This is a genomic window from Psychrobacter sp. ANT_H59, assembly GCF_008369225.1.
Lineage (GTDB): Bacteria > Pseudomonadota > Gammaproteobacteria > Pseudomonadales > Moraxellaceae > Psychrobacter > Psychrobacter cryohalolentis.
Genome location: NZ_VOBE01000001.1, coordinates 597,534 through 613,614, shown reverse-complemented (window position 1 = coordinate 613,614; position 16,081 = coordinate 597,534). Strand labels below are relative to the sequence as shown.

Here is a 16,081-nt window from a genome sequence, read left to right as displayed (position 1 = left end):
CCAATTTAACACCTCTTGATCATAATATTAAACCATTTTTCATTTCTATCTGCTCTTTGGTCAATCGTGAGCCAAGTTTCTTCTTTGAATCCATGAGTAATTTTTTGTTTTAGGGTTTCCCAGCGCTCTTCATTCATATCGCAAAAAAAACGTCCATTATAAACATGCTCACTGTTACCATGCTTGAAAGATGCGTAGAAATTACCTTCATCTGTCAGCGTAGTGAGCAAGTTATCTACTAATTCAGGAAGCTCTTCATAATGTACATGAAGCAGCGAAGCACATGCCCAAATACTCGTAAATCGTTTATACCAATCTTGAAATGGAATTTGCTCGAAAGTTACGCACTGCCAATCAATAATATCATTGTGATGAATTTTTGCCCGCTCAATCAGCTCTCGACTGCCATCAATAGCAGTAACATTGAAGCCCAAGTTGGCAAAATGCATACTGTCACGACCAGAGCCGCAGCCCAAATCTAGTATGTGTTGCTGATTTGACGGTCTAATAGGTAGGTTATCTATAAAGGGTTGATATAGCCGATGCATAGCCACACTAATGGTTTGCTCAATGAATGAGTTTGCGTTGCTATCATAAAAGGCTAGGGTATTTGATTGATTTATCATGGGCTATATATCGCTGATCATTATTAGAAGAGACTACTTCCTTGTTGTCTAGGTTGCCAGACATGAATCAAATGCTCTTTTGAAAAGTTGAAAGACTTCTGCAAAAACTGCTGACGTGTCTTCTCATTTCTACCCGTTTGATTGATTAAGGTTTCGCGTAATGGGTGGTGACTGCCAATCAAATATTCGTTGCGTGTATGCAGTCTTTTTAATAACTCAATATTAGGTACTTTAGCAGATTTACCATCTATACCACGGTTGCAATTAGAGCAAGCAAGTACTAAATTCCAAACCCCATCGACATTAACTGGCCGACAGCAACCAGCTGTTGCTACTTGGGCTTTTAAAGTATGCGGAAAGAAGTGGTCAACGTCTGCTAGCGTCACGTCATTAGAAGCAACACTGATTTCTGTAAAGCAGTAAAAGCATCTGCTCTTTTGATACCCGTTTAATGCACCTCTTGAACTGGTAATATCAATGCGGCGATGTTTAGTATCTTGAGTAAATAGCCGCTTAGTATCTTGGCCAAATTCAACCGAAATTAAACCTTTACTAATATTGAGCTCCCACGCTTTTTCCACCAAATTCCAACGTGACTCTGTCTCTAAATTCAGATTTTTAGCCGAATTATCAAACACATGAAATAATTTGAATAAGTTATCTGTTAGACGTATTCCTTTATTGTGTTTACGCTCGTCAACAAAAAATTCTTCATCAATTACATCATAAAAACGTTCTTGCACTGCTTTAGTATTGACCACATGAAATGCGTTCAAAACGTATTTAAATCCTTCTTTATTCGTGATATGAATGAGTTCATCTTCGCTAATCTGTTGATGGTTGAATTGAATGCAAGCATTGATAAACTTACTACTACTAAAAGTGCTCTGTTTAGGGCTATGTTTTAGATGTTTACATAGATGCAAGGCGTAGGGCAGCGCTAAATCTTCTAGCGAAATTAAATCAGAATCTCTCTCTAGGCTCACATCGATTAGAGTTTTGGCAAGCGCGAATTTATAAGAAGCAGTGTTTCTACCAAACAGAATAATAGCTCGCCAGTAGTTTTCTAGCGTGGGCTCAACGTCTATGAAGTTCATGAATGGCTCAATCTGTCGTTAATGAGAATGGACTGTGGTGATAGTCAACTCTAATAGTACTATAACTTTAACAGTTGAAACGAGATTTTAGTTTTAGAAAGTGGGCACGAAATGGTCACGTTTTGGTCACGGTGCTGATTTTGAGACTTTTATCTCATTAGATTAACTTAATAGTTTGATTGGTCAATAAGATATAAAAACGTTGTAGCCCCTGAAAATTAGACAAAAAAAAGCCTCACTGTTAAGTGAGGCTTTTTAAGTATTTGGAGCGGGAAAAGAGATTCGAACTCTCGACCCCAACCTTGGCAATATTGGGCGACTATTTTTCATAATATGTATAAAGATGATATCAGCCTACATCCTTTGATGTCAAAGGGATAAGGTTATTTATTTAATTTTAATCTTTTCATTCTATAAGATAAAATAATATATGACTCGTAATTCAGTCACCGTCAATTGACAGTGTTTTGACCCCTAAATAGATCATATGTTTTTATTAGAAAGTGATATATTCTTTATATCAAATGAAGTATTTGATCGCTTTTGGTTTGTAATTAGCCTCTCCTTCCTCACATTATTCTTCCAAAATTAATTATAGTCTTATTACTCAACTGCTATGGGATCTATGTAATATAGTCAGTTCAAAATAAAATTGTTATGGCCAGGGGAAATATCATAAAATAATTTAGATAAGTAATTTTGCATCCAGCCTTGGCGCAGAAACTTTACTTGTGCCCATTTCTTTTCAATGGGGTTCAGATCAGAGCTGTAGGGTGGCAACCAAAGAATACGATGGTCATATTTATTAAGTAGCTTTTGAATGTGTTTATTTTTATGAAATCGAGTCACTCGAGCACAGCTCTTGCCTTGCGCTCTGGCAAAGCAGTGCTTTGCTCATATCCATGACAATCACGCATTTGGTTCTAAGACTTGGGATCAGCGTGTGTTTGCACCAATCGTAGAATGTTTCACCATTAATATTTTTATCAAAGTAATCTAATGCAAAAAATATCTTTTCATATAAAGTACCAATGACGTTGGTTCGCTTTATACCTTGTCAGTTGTAGCGATCAATACAAGGCTTACCAATCGGTGCATAGCCGTAAGGACGAATGCTCTCGTGATCAAATCTACTTTCGTTCATATAAAAAATGGGATAGCATTGCTGCTTAAAATTATCAAGCTTCCTCTGATACGCCACTCTTTTTATTGGACACGTTTTTGGGTGCTCTAAGGTATTTTTTTGACTGATGTCTAGGTGGTTTAGGGCACGATAAATACCTGTTTTACTACAGTTTAAACGAAGTGCTCGCTCATACTAGTAATCATCATGATATTCTTTGACATCACTAAGTAGCAAGTCATCTGATATTTTATAGGGTTTGGTTTGCCTGGTGTTTTGCTATGAATACGTCCCTTCAAATTTTGTATAGTGGCTGGGCTGATATTATAGAGCTCAGCTGCTTGAGCAAAGGTCATACCTTAATCTATACTTTTGAAAACTTACCTACGAAAATCTAGTAATTAAGTCATGGTCTTTATGGTAACAATTGGATTTGATAATTAATTTATAATAGTTTTAACTGGGCTTTACTATAAATTTGTGTAGATACTCATGACCGCTAAATAATGAGTTACTAATTATATTTGCATGAGGTATAGTTATCTACTACCAACTTAATGACTGGTTTATAATTATTGTATACCAAAAAATATTCAATAAAGAGTATTCTAATCTATGAATCACTCTATATTATGTATAACCTTATATACTTAAAAAATGGCTAGATTTAGAGATTAACTTGCTGTTGGAGAATTATTCATGTTTGTCTATGGTGCAAAAGAAAATAACTTGAAGGATGTAAATGTTCAAACTATAGACAAAGGTATTGTCACAATAGTAGGTCGTAGTGGTTCTGGAAAATCTACTCTAATATATGAAATTTTCGGATCTGAGTTGGAAAGAAGAAACCTTATAAATAAGGATGGGGAGTATTATTATAATAACTTCCATAGGAAAAATTTTGATTATCTTTCTGATGAAATAAGTAACGTGCAATATCTAAGTCAAAAAAAGAATCAAGCTATTGAAAGTTCTAGTGTTTTTACTTTTTCAGGTTTAGCCGATACAGTTAGAAGATTTTGGATTAGAGAGTCTATTATAGAATGCCCAAGTTGTAAAAAACCTATTTTTGAAAATAACTTGGAAGCAGTAAAAAAATACCTAGAGAAAAATAATATAAATGATGTTTTTACTTTAGATAAAAATGGAAATTATTACTTTGATGTTGATGATTACCAAATAACGAAAAAAAAGCATGGCAGTAAAAAATATAATAAAATAAATATAGGTAGTGTGGATGATAAAAACTTTCAGAGTTGCGTATTTAGCAATGACAAAGAAGTACATAATTTAGATCACGAATTGATATGTGATTATTGTGAATATATAACCTTAAAGAAACACAACTCCTTACTAATCAAAAATTTTGATAGTCCTTTTTCTGGAAAATGTGAAGCCTGTGATGGAGATGGACAGCTAGCTAAACTCAATGAAAATAGCTTACTTAATGAAGAGAAATCTGTATTAGATAGTATAAATATACCTTTTGATGGAAAGTATTATAAATATATTTATCTAAGTAAATCAAGCCTCAAGAAATTTCTAAAAAAAGAAGGGATACCTGATAGCATTAAACTAGGTGAGCTTGAAGAAAATAAAAAATCTTTATTTAAAGAATATTTATATGAAAAAATAATAAGTCTTAAAAGCAAAAGTCTTATAAATTATATTAATTATTCAGATTGTGATAAATGCAATGGTACAGGATTTAACAGTAATGCTCGTGCACTTAAAATAAAAGATATTGATATCTACGACATAGAAAGCAATGATATTCTGTTTTTAGAAAAAATAATCAAAGTGTTTTATCCTAATGAAACTCAGTTAATAAATTACATTAATTTTTTTAAAGACATTTCATTGGAACAATATAGATTAAGCACACCATTAACAGAGTTAAGTAATGGAGAAAAACAAAGACTAAGGATATTAAAAAGCATAACGCTCGATACAACTCAACAGATGATGGTTTTAGATGAACCTTCTTCGGGGTTGCACCCTTACAATATTTTTCAGCTTATAAGTGTTATTCAAAAAGCATCAATAGATAATTTGGTTGTAATGAGCGAGCATTCTCAGTTATTAGTTAACAATTCTGATCAAATTATTGAGCTTGGTAGTAAAGATAATGGTAATGAAAGTATAGTTCTATCAAATAATAAAGTTGTTTCTAGTTCATACAGAAACAGTTTATTTAATAAAAATAAGGATATAAAGTATAATTATATTTATATAGATGATCTAAATATAAATAACGTTAAGAACCAGAGTATCTTTTTAGCTGAAAATGCTATAAATGTTCTAACAGGTGTGTCAGGATCAGGTAAGACTTCTATCCTCACAGCAATTAACTACTATCTTGATAACCAGACTTTAGGAACTAAATCAACTAAGGATTTAGAATATATATATCTCGATTCAGAACCAATGAGTCAATCAAAAACCTCAACTCTGGCTACTTTCTTAAATATTAATGATTATATTAGAGATTTTTTTAATAAAAAATTTAAATCTAATCAACAAATAAAAAAATCATGGTTTTCTAAAAATACAGCTGAAGGTAAATGCAACTTTTGTTTTGGTGCTGGTGTTATTAATAATAAAATATGTTCTTTCTGCAATGGTGAGGCTACCAGCCCCAAAGCTCAGCTGCTCAGGATAAATCATAATAATATTTATGATATTTTAAATATACCTATATATGAAATTAAAGAGTTAGATGTATTAAATATATATAAAAAATATCCAATGGAAATAGATAACTTGATCGATTTCCAACTAGGTCACTTGAGCCTAGGTAGATCTGTAAAAACACTGAGTGGTGGAGAAAGTCAAAGGTTAAAGCTAAGTAAGTTTTTATCTAGCAACATCTCAAGTGATAATTTAATTGTTATCATGGACGAACCTACTGTGGGTTTGGGTAAGAAAGAAATTCTAGTTTTAATGGATAAATTAAGTTCATACCAACTTCATCATAAAACCACCTTATTATTAGTTGAACATAACCCATATGTTATTAGTCAGGCGAATAATATAATAGAGGTAGGGCCCTATTCTGGTATATTGGGAGGCAAGATTACTTTTAATGGGTCTTTCAATGATTATTTACTATCAAAGAATACACATGTTGACCTACTAAATAGGGAGTATTTTGTAAAAACAGAAGAATATATAAGTATTGATGATGAGAGCTTAAGTAACTTACTAATAATGAGTGATGCAGATAAATCATATTTTTATAATAAGTATTTTTTACAGTTAAAAATATATTTTGATGATATGAGTATAGAAAAACTAGCAGGATATATATTTAATAATTCTATTGATAGCATACCTGAAGGTGATTGTTTAATAAATCCTTTTATAAATGCTATTTATCATTTTCAGAAAGTACCTATAGAATATATAAATAAGATAATTGACATACTAATTTTTATTGGTGTTGATAAGTATTATTTATTAACAAAAGATAATATTATTTCAAAAGCGAACGATATTAAAAAAATTAATCATAATAATGATTTGTTTAATATCTGGATTGATGTAGGAAGAGATAAAAACACTATTAAACAGCTAGCAGGTGGGGTTTTTTTTAATAAGAGTAAAAAAATGATAATAACCAATAGAGTATTTTATCATTTGAAGGATAATACAGTTAGTCCACAGTTAATAGACGCAGAATCAATCACTTTATCCAACTTTATTTGTAAGATGTGTAACTTACATAAATATGTTTCAAGTCATACTGCGTTGGAAACTATTCGCGAAAATCCATCGGGTAAATTGATTGAAAATAAGCTTGTTTTAGATCTAATTCCATCTAATCTACTGAAGTTCAAGATAAAGCCTATATTTAAATATTTCCAAGAGCAAAATATTTTTGATTTTGATACAGCTTTATCTGAGTATTCTGAAGAAGATTTTGATTATATATTATACGGTTGTACTGATACGTTTTATCCAACGAAATCATTACTTAAAAGAGATTCAATAGTGTGGAAAGGATTAGTTTTCTACGTGGAATATAATAATGATGTTTCTGAAAGAGCATGTCCGCAATGTCAAGGAGTAGGCTTTAATCGTTCTATTAAATATATTAAAAGTAATAATTTATATTTCGATAGTTTTATAAAAACAAGTGCTAATATATGAACATCATAATACTCGTAGGTGCGCCAGGTAGTGGTAAGTCAACATACCTTGATAAACTAAAGCTAGATGGTGTACTTATTCTAAATGATGATAACTTGAGAGAAAGTATCTTTGGTTTTGAAAGAACCTATGATATAAGACAAAAGTTATATGTACTATACATAGAGCTTTTAAACGAAGCTTTAAACAATAAAATCTTTGATAAGGTGTTCTTGGACAGTACGTTCTTTAACACTAGAGAAATGAGAACTGAATTATTTAAAGAAATAAGTAAAAATGAAGTTTCAGATTTAAATATCAATGTTATCTATAAAAAATCTAAACTAGAAGAGTGTATAATCAGAAACAAGAAAAGAATACCTAATAGAGTAGTTGAAGAAGGTAAGTTGATAGCTCTTTATGAAAGATTGGAACCACCATCACTTTCTGAGAAATACATCAGCAATATCATAGAGTTATGTTGACGCTCAGTGGTATAAACCACTATTATTATTTAATAAATATTTTTCTGGAGGCAAGTAAAACATAAACATATATTTGTGATTCATTGTACTATTAACTAATTCAGTAAGAGAATTGCTGAATTTTCTAGTTTCAATTGGATCATATGTAATAAATCCTGATAAATCCATACGTTTTATGCTTACTCTAAAACCTGCTTTGAAAAAAATGGAAGCAACCTGGTCTATGGAGTAGTCGTTTACTGGATACTTTTCTTCTTTAGCAATTATTTCTCTTCTATGACTCCATAAGGGGTTCTCTATATGGCAACCCATAGTTGCTATATAAAAAGACTTGGGTTTTAATATTTTTTTAATTAGCTTTGCATGCTTATTTAAATCATGCAGTGTATAGAGTACTTCTTGTGAGAATATACAATCAAAGTATTCTTCGTACTTTTTATAATCAAATGTTTCAGCATCAAAAAAATTAATTTTCTGTGTTTCTACTGATTTTTTTATTTTTTCTGAATCTATATCTATTCCAATTGCACGATTAACAGGATATTGACTGTCAAATAAATGAAGAAACTCTCCAGTTGCACAACCAAAATCTAAAATATTTTTATCATTAATATTCCCTTCTAGATATTTAAAAGACTCAATCATCTCTTCCCAAAAAATATAATTAGGATTAAAGTTACATATCTCTAGTTTTCTCAAATAATCCATAGGTAGCCTTAATACGCGAAGCTCACGTATATTTCTCTAGTTTCAAAACCTTCTGGAGTAAGTAAAAATGAGCATTCACTTCTATCATGTAAGGTTGTTTTATTATTAAATATAAGAATGTCATTTTTCTTAATTGAAAACTCTCTTTTAAAGGTTTCGCATAATCTATTAAACTTATATAATAACTCTAGTTCTACTAGTGGTTGAATGCTACCATTTATATGATAAAAATACTTTATGCGGTTTTGATCATAAATTACTCTGAATTTACCCTTGTCGTTATATAAAATAGGGTGCTTAGTAGTAATAGGTTTTTTATCAGAACCATAATTAATGCCTAATGACATCATTGGAAATTGATAAGAAAGCAATTCATCTAAAAAAGATGTGTCATTCGCCATTAAATACTCTACAATTTCTTTTATTACAACCACGCCATTACTTACATCTAAATAAGGGTCTTCTTTAGTAACCGTTATAAAGCCATAATGCGGCTGTTTTTGAAGCGAAATTGCATCGTCATTATGTAAGTCTAATTTTCCATGATAACATCCAGTATAATTACAATCTATTTTTATCCCAGTGCTTTCAACTTCACCATAGTAAATGCCAAACTGTTTTACTAAAGATGAAAATATATCTTTATTTCCATTTATAGGAAAGTTTCTCAGGACGACAAATTCACTTCTCTTTATTAATTCTTTTATTGAGCTCACTATTTCTTGTAAATGAGATGTTTTGTACAAATCAAATAATTCATTAGATGAAGTTTTATCAAAAACCATTTTAGTTTCATGAAAAACTTCATCAGATAAAGAAAGTATAGTCACTTAATTTTACCTACAACTTGAGCCATTACCTGAACGGCATCCACATGAGGCTGCTTCTTTTGAGTTATACCCTAAGCTATTAATACCAAAATGATATTCAAATAATTTTTTAGTTAGCTCAAAACCAGCTTCTAAATCTTTTTCAGTTTCGTGATCTGTTAATCCAAAATATGGATAGTGATGAATCATATGACCACAGATTTCTATACAATCTTTATAATACTTTTTTGTGTCTAAGATATGTGCATGCCAAAATTCATCTATTAAAGAACTAGGAGCAAATGATAAGTCTTCATAAATAACTTGCATTGCAAGCCACTTTTGATAAAGTGGAATAGTATGGTTGATTTCCTCCATACTCCAACCATATTCTTTATTTAATTTATAACCATGCGGTGTTAGATCGATCTGTTCAATTTTTGCAAGAACTGAATTTACAGCCTCTTGACTAAAGAAATTATTACCAATATTAGTAATAATACTGTTATTTTTGATAGCTTTGAAATCATTTATAGATTCGGAGTTAAATACAATGTTCATTGTTAATCCTTATGTTACTTGGCTCAGTAAAAGCAATACGTGCTTACTATAGCTTAATTGATTTGGAATTAATAGACTAGACTAAGAAAATCGCTTTAGTTATCTTTTTTATTCAAAATAGTTAGTCTTATATAAATATACCCCAAGGGAGCCCGCTATTTCACACTTCAAACCTATTAATGGAACTACTTATAATAGACTGAGCAGACAATTATGTTTATCAGAGTAGATTCATGAATGAAAGATCTCAGTAAGAGTCAACTAAAGGACAACTTCTTCATCCATAATTAACATGATATGAACAATAAATCTTAGTAATGAGGAGTAGCGTATCTTTCCTGCATTATTCTCATGTTTTTCGGGTATACAAATGCCAAAAAGCCAAGTTGAAAAATCTTCGTTTTCAGATTTTTTAATATTCTTCGTTTCAGCCAAGTCTCGAGCGGCTTCAATCAACTTCTTGTTACTGGTCAATAGCCACGCTTTTTTGTTAGGTAATAGGTAAGTGCTAATCATCAAGAACCGTTTAAAGTCGTTAAGGCTTTTTTGCGGGAATGAGATAGTAGCTGAGTGCGCAGTGATGCCCGAAGATACCTTCGTAAGATACCACTGATAATCCTCATTATTGTCACGACGTAAGCTCATAATGTTTCTAAAAAATATATCCAAAAATTTGTACTCAATACGTTCATAAATACGCATTGGTGTTATTTGATCTTTTCGAAGTACAAATCGATAATGCTCAGGTGTTGTCGTAGTGATAGCAGCAACTTTTTTAGCTCTATTTACCAGTACTTTAGCATCTGCCAGCATTAAAGCTGCTTTACTTGCAGCCTCCTCAATAGTGTCATTATTTTGCACCTCCTTCAATAAAGTAGTTATTTGCTTGATGCCATAACGAGTCAACAGCTCATTCGAGGAGAAGGAGTCGAATAATTCTACTTCAGCAGACTCGTCAATATTAGATGTAAAAATAGGGTGGTTTATTGGATTTTTATAGTTCCTTTGCGTAGAGTCTTTAAATAGTAACTTTGCAACATCTCTTAGAGCGATCGAATCACCTTGAGCAATAATCTTATTTTCTTTGATACGTTGATTCTTAATGCCTGTAATGTTTACAAACGTAGATTCTGGCAGATGGATATCTGCATCAGCAAGCTCAAAGGTTCCCATCAGGGTTGCGGCATGATGATAATACTCAAAACTACGTCTAATCAATAGGTGGCCCATGATACCTGATAAGGCATACCACTTATCAGGCCCCTCCGTATCTACACCAAGTACCCCTCTTTTAAGAGTGCTAATATGAGTGTCACTATAACCAGTAAGGGCCATTGCTAAATGGGGTCTAGCGTTTAGTACCAAAGCTAAGTTAGTAATTGCAGTGTGACGAAGGCCATGAAAAGCAAAGTCAACTTCCTTATTACTAATATCTTCCATAATCTTCTTAAATAACTGTAATGGGACATGTGAAGGGATTGGCTGAGTGTCTGTCGACAAGCTAAAAATATAGGTTTCTTCGCCTTGTCCTATTCGAGATCGAACATAGCGATTAAAGAAGTGCAATTCGGTAGGGGTTAATAGTGCAAATATAGGCACTCGTCTTTTACTTATTTCTGTTTTAAGCTTGCGATAGCTATTCGGTCGTAATACGGCAGAAGGCTCGCTTAAATTTAGTCCCTCGATATCATTTATCTTTAAACCTAGAAGCTCTTTTTTTCGCATGCCCGTTCGATAGGCCAAGATAAATAGTGACATCAGCATGTCACGCTCAATGCTGTCTATTGAAATCTTTATTTGATTGAGGATCGCATAGTAGGCTTGTGGCGATACCCATTCTGACCGAACTTTAATTTGTGATTTAGCTTGTTCAATTCTGACAGATGGGAAATTGAAATATCGTTCTGCTACTTTGTGCAGCCGTTGTAATAGATTTGCTGAGTACTGAATGTCAGTATTGCCTCGCTCCACAGCTTTATACTCTAAAATATCCTCGTAAAGGTCTGCAAAATCTTCTTGATCCCAGCCCTCAATATCTTGTTCTTTATAAAAGTAACACCATTCATATCCGATAACGCCAAGGTACCCATCAATGGTTCTACGCTTGGGTTCTTCAGGCGATTTTAATAATAAAATAACCCATTGAGCGATAATTTTCTCATATAGTGGTCGTTGCTCAGTCAGTAAGGTACTTATTTCTTTATCTACCCCATGAGTAAACCAGTCGATGAGTAAGTGGGGTGTTTTTAAACAATATGGTGTTAGATCCCACTGAAGTGATGACTGACAAAACTTAGGATAGCGTGATTTCTTAGATTGAGTTTTTTGCAATATGCCTTTCAGATAGCTGACAATATCTGCCTTACGATAATCGGTTTTCAAGTCATTCTGATGGCTTTGATAGGTTTTGGGATTTATTGATAATTTGAGTAGCTCATGAAGAGGGTAGGGTTTGTTTATATTGATGTAGGATTTATCCATTAAAGTGATAAAGTCATGTGCCATCAATCCAGTCGTTCTCTCATCTCCTTGAAGCACCCCTACGGATGCCTGATCAATACTAACACCCGGTAATATTTCCCAGTGATAGCTGGAAAATTTAAGCAAATCAGTAAGCTTTGGCACCTTAATACCTAAAGGTTTGAGTAGAGGTGTTAATACCTGTTTTAGTAGCTGTTCTATATCTTTCAAAGAGTTTAGTTCAAAAGAGTTGTCTGATTTAATTTGATAATAGCGAATAAGCCAACACTGACTGACTCGGTCTAATACAATTTGCTGACTGTTATATATCTTACTTTTGATCTGTCCTTTAGTTCTTTGGCTTTGATCATACTCAAGGCGTTCATTACCGTAGCGAGCATGAGAGTAGCGAATCGTCGTTATTAAGTGATGATCGATGAATGGTACAAACTTATTATTCAAGCATTGATGTAGCCATGGCATCAACCAGTGTTTATTGTTTATACCGCCGTACACTATTCCAGAAAACACTAACCATGCGACGGTCTGCTCTGAAGTAAACGTTTTTTGAATTTGCCAATGACAGTGAACTGCATCAATAACTTGATTGATGTTCTTACCTTTAGGCAGCCAATCATTCTCTGTACGCAGTGGGTTGACTTTAACTTGCTTGGGCTCTTGAGGTATGGGGTAATGATAAGGCTCTAGAATATAGTGCTTATTATAAAATCTTATAAATTTAGCTAACGTCCTATAAGCTGATTTAAACTTGGCAACAGTCGTATAGTTTTTTTTAATATACTCTTCAATTATATCTAAAAATTTTTCAAAATTCTCAAGGGATAAGACTTGCCTACGAGCATCTAACGTTTGCTGGTATGCGTCAATATATTGATGCCAAGTCATGTAATCACTGTCTAATAAAGGTTTCGTTGCAAATGAAAATTGCGATACAGGGAGAATGTTTTTGAAGTTTTTAAGATATTTATTTCCAGATTTGAGTTTATGGTTGGTATCGTTTTGGATGTTGTTGACATTATTTTGAAGTACTGTTTTCTTATCCAACTGTGTTTGCATATAGATTAAAAATTGATATCTATCATAGATATGACTTGGCGTATCATTTTGGTTTTTGGTCAACTGGTAACTAAATTTACCATATGGATGAGTAAAGCCATCAACAATTTTAGGTGGGTAAATAGGCTTTCGCATAAGGGTGGATCTCAATAATTTTATCAATAAGAGGAACATGGTTTCTAAAGTCTAAGCTTTTAGCTATATGCTCAAAGTTTTTACGAGCATTAAAGATTTAAGCTTTGCTAATTGAGGATAAGCTGCCCAATGCCTGTTGTCGTGGTTTTTCATGACCGATGATGGTGTTAATTAGCGACATATTAAGCTGCTGAGCTTCTAGTTGTACTCGCACAAAGTGCCTAGTCCAATATGGATCAGAGAACGGTGCAAAGTTTGGACTTAGCTCAATGATTCGTCCACGTTTTATAGCATCTAAGGAGTCATAGTCTTCACTAAGAAGCTTTAATAGACTTGTATCATGCCCGTTTTTTATATTATGGATTTCAGTGCTTATTTGATGTTTATAAGGGGCATCGAACACACTTAGATAACTTTTATATAGCTTAAGTAGTTCAATAAGAGAATTACAAAGAGGAATCAAACGATGGCTTTGGGTTTTGCGATTTGGCTTATCATCAACTAAGAACCAACCGGTCTCAAGGTCTAAATCCATTACATTGGTCAGTCCATTATTTGGCCTAGCACCTGTCAAAATACAGAATACATACCATACATAAGTAGTAAGGCGATTGAAGAGATCATTTTCAGATTCACTAGAACCTACCCAAGACGCTAGTTTTTGTACGAATGATTTTACATAATCTAACGATAGAGCAAATCCAGATCCAGTCGTGAAATTTTCATTATATTTTTCAATGAAGCCAAAATCGAAAATATTATTTATATCTAGTGCTTTTAGGGCTGCTCTATAATGACTGACTAACTCCTGGTTGCTATGACTGCTATAAAAAATGGCCGGCGCTTTTGATGATGAGGTTCGACAGATAAGATCAGCAATATGAGAGTCGCTACCATCAGTGTAACGTGACAAAATATTATGTAGTGCAGGTTCTATACTAGAAATAGATAAATTGGCCAGTCCTAGCTCAGTTTTCAGTATTTTTAAATAGTTGCTAATTTGCTCTTTTTTTACTTTATAAGCAGTTTCTTTCACGTGATTCAACAAATAAGTTGGTAGTGGAAGCTTTATCAAAGATTTTTTATTCAGGTTCTTTTGTGGATCGTAGTTTTCTACTTTTGTAATGTTTAAATCTGACTGTAGATACGATTTATATTTACCAATAACGAATAGGCCTGAATCCGTCAAAAACCCTTTTTCCAGTAATGTGAAAACTGGACACGCAGTAATCATAGATAGTAATAGGACAGATGAGATAGCCTTAACTTCACTATCATTACTTTTAATATCAGTAGCCAATCTATTGAAAACAAGTTTGCAACCAACCTCAGATAATAGTCTCGTATTAGAGTTAAACCCCAAATCACGTTGACTGATGTGATTTTGCATAACACTAAAATCAAGAGATTCCAGTTCAAAGTTAGATCTTATATTTCTATGGATAAGGACACGATATCCAAAATATGGAGACTCATAATTATCAGCTCTTTCTTCGATATTAGCGGCTGTATCAGCGCCGTTAGTAAGAAAGTTGATAGAAGCTCTAATCGTTTGTCTACCACTGTCGTTGCCATTAACCATGAATTCATTACTAGGTAGATTCAAGGTGGGAAAATCTTGGTGAGACAATTTAGGGGGTTTGATTGTTTTTGATTGTTTTCCTTTTTTTGATTGTCTAGGTTTGACACTCGTTTTCTTTGATTTTTTCGTTTTTTCGTCAGAATACCAGGCTCTGTTCAGATATCTGTTGATGATAGAAAGTTGTTTGATTTTTCTAGCTCTGAAATCTGTTGTTTCTGTACTTTCGATAATACCTAGTTTTTTATTGGCTATAGCACATTTATTTTCATCCTTCAGCTCTTCAACTTTGCCTGAAAAAATATTTATTATAGAATCTGGGGATAAAGTGATATCGTCAGTAATATCAGGTAAAAAACTCCAAATCCACATATAGTTTTTAGTCTGATAAAAGGTAGCAGTTTTGAACCTGATAAGTAGTTTTCTAGAGTCCTCGGGTTTACCGTGAGCCTTTAGAAGTATACTGGTATAAATAGCGATTGCTAACCATTCAGCTTTATAGGTTTTATGGTTCACTACTGATAAAAATAGTGCTAGTACTTGTAATATATATGGTTGAGTGGAAAACCATTTCCTTGAGATATCATACTCAAAGTCATGTTTTTCAGCGTATTTTCGAAGTTCTGATGTATTGAGAGTTTTGTTTTTTAGGATTATTTCATGGATGTAAAGTGCAATATTTTGTAGCAGTTCAAATGCGTTCTTTTCCAAACTCAATCCATCTAGGTTAAAATTTTTGATAGCACCCACTACAGACGAGTTATCTATTATTTTTGGCTGATTTTTATTGTTCATGAGTTTTACTTCTCGACCTATCGAACGTACTTTGTGAAATGCCTACTACTTTAATATAGTCATTAATGGTAAATTTATTAATACCAAAAAGCTCTATACAGTCATTCTTCGTCAATTGTGCTTTCAGTAATTTATATATTGATGCATGCATTAAATGACTTCCGTATCCAGACAAGCTCTTTATAAGAAAGGATGTCTCTCTAAATAAAAATACATTACTATTATTTATTTTGTTTTTAGTGTTTATGATTATTTTTTTATCCTTGTATTCTTTATTTATTTTTTCGTTCTCTAATATTGTCAAAACAGAAAAGTTATTTTTTATAAAGTAAAATACATCTGATTTGGATAATATTGTATTTAGGCTTAAGACGTATATGATTAAATCAGAGTTCTTTTCCAGAAATAATTCATTAGATAGGTATCTCTTACTAATAGTATAAAAATTAGTATTAGAATCATCAAGTAAGATGTTTTTTGAGTTAAGATGTCTCA

At 32.6% G+C, this 16,081-nt stretch carries 10 protein-coding genes; 2 read left to right on the top strand and 8 right to left on the bottom strand.

What is annotated here, in order from left to right:
- Positions 1-5 precede the first annotated feature (5 nt).
- From FQ083_RS02400 to FQ083_RS12925, 3 genes are all read right to left on the bottom strand, one after another.
- Positions 6-626: a class I SAM-dependent methyltransferase gene (locus FQ083_RS02400; RefSeq protein ID WP_149408681.1), complete on the bottom strand. Its 621-nt coding sequence runs from the start codon at positions 624-626 to the stop codon at positions 6-8.
- 23 nt (positions 627-649) lie between these two features.
- Positions 650-1,723, bottom strand: coding sequence for an HNH endonuclease domain-containing protein (locus FQ083_RS02395; RefSeq protein WP_149408680.1), 1,074 nt, complete (start codon positions 1,721-1,723; stop codon positions 650-652).
- Between the two features lie 636 nt (positions 1,724-2,359).
- The gene (locus tag FQ083_RS12925; RefSeq protein WP_223145213.1) at positions 2,360-2,572 is read right to left on the bottom strand and encodes a transposase; all 213 of its coding nucleotides are present in this window, start codon (positions 2,570-2,572) and stop codon (positions 2,360-2,362) included.
- 973 nt (positions 2,573-3,545) lie between these two features.
- Between FQ083_RS12925 and FQ083_RS02385 the strand changes: the two genes are divergently transcribed.
- Together FQ083_RS02385 and FQ083_RS02380 are read left to right on the top strand one after the other, a co-directional pair.
- Complete coding sequence (locus FQ083_RS02385) at positions 3,546-6,998, top strand: ATP-binding cassette domain-containing protein (RefSeq protein ID WP_149408679.1); 3,453 nt, start codon at positions 3,546-3,548, stop codon at positions 6,996-6,998.
- Positions 6,995-7,462 carry an AAA family ATPase gene (locus FQ083_RS02380; protein WP_149408678.1) on the top strand — a complete coding sequence of 156 codons (468 nt, stop codon included), beginning with the start codon at positions 6,995-6,997 and terminating at the stop codon, positions 7,460-7,462. Before FQ083_RS02385 ends, FQ083_RS02380 begins: the two co-directional genes overlap by 4 nt.
- 3 nt (positions 7,463-7,465) lie before the next feature.
- On the opposite strand, the gene FQ083_RS02375 is transcribed toward FQ083_RS02380, so the two are convergent.
- The 5 genes from FQ083_RS02375 to FQ083_RS02355 form a co-directional block, all read right to left on the bottom strand.
- Positions 7,466-8,170 (bottom strand): class I SAM-dependent methyltransferase, encoded by a 705-nt coding sequence (locus FQ083_RS02375; protein ID WP_149408677.1) that lies wholly within the window; start codon positions 8,168-8,170, stop codon positions 7,466-7,468.
- 8 nt (positions 8,171-8,178) lie between these two features.
- On the bottom strand, positions 8,179-9,000 hold the full coding sequence (locus FQ083_RS02370; RefSeq protein ID WP_149408676.1) for a TauD/TfdA family dioxygenase: 822 nt from the start codon (positions 8,998-9,000) through the stop codon (positions 8,179-8,181).
- 6 nt (positions 9,001-9,006) lie between these two features.
- The gene (locus tag FQ083_RS02365) at positions 9,007-9,540 is read right to left on the bottom strand and encodes a glycine-rich domain-containing protein (protein WP_149408675.1); all 534 of its coding nucleotides are present in this window, start codon (positions 9,538-9,540) and stop codon (positions 9,007-9,009) included.
- Positions 9,541-9,801: 261 nt separating this feature from the next.
- The gene (locus FQ083_RS02360; RefSeq protein WP_188004049.1) at positions 9,802-13,212 is read right to left on the bottom strand and encodes a site-specific integrase; all 3,411 of its coding nucleotides are present in this window, start codon (positions 13,210-13,212) and stop codon (positions 9,802-9,804) included.
- 97 nt (positions 13,213-13,309) lie between these two features.
- Positions 13,310-15,586 (bottom strand): hypothetical protein, encoded by a 2,277-nt coding sequence (locus tag FQ083_RS02355; RefSeq protein ID WP_149408673.1) that lies wholly within the window; start codon positions 15,584-15,586, stop codon positions 13,310-13,312.
- Positions 15,587-16,081: the final 495 nt, after the last annotated feature.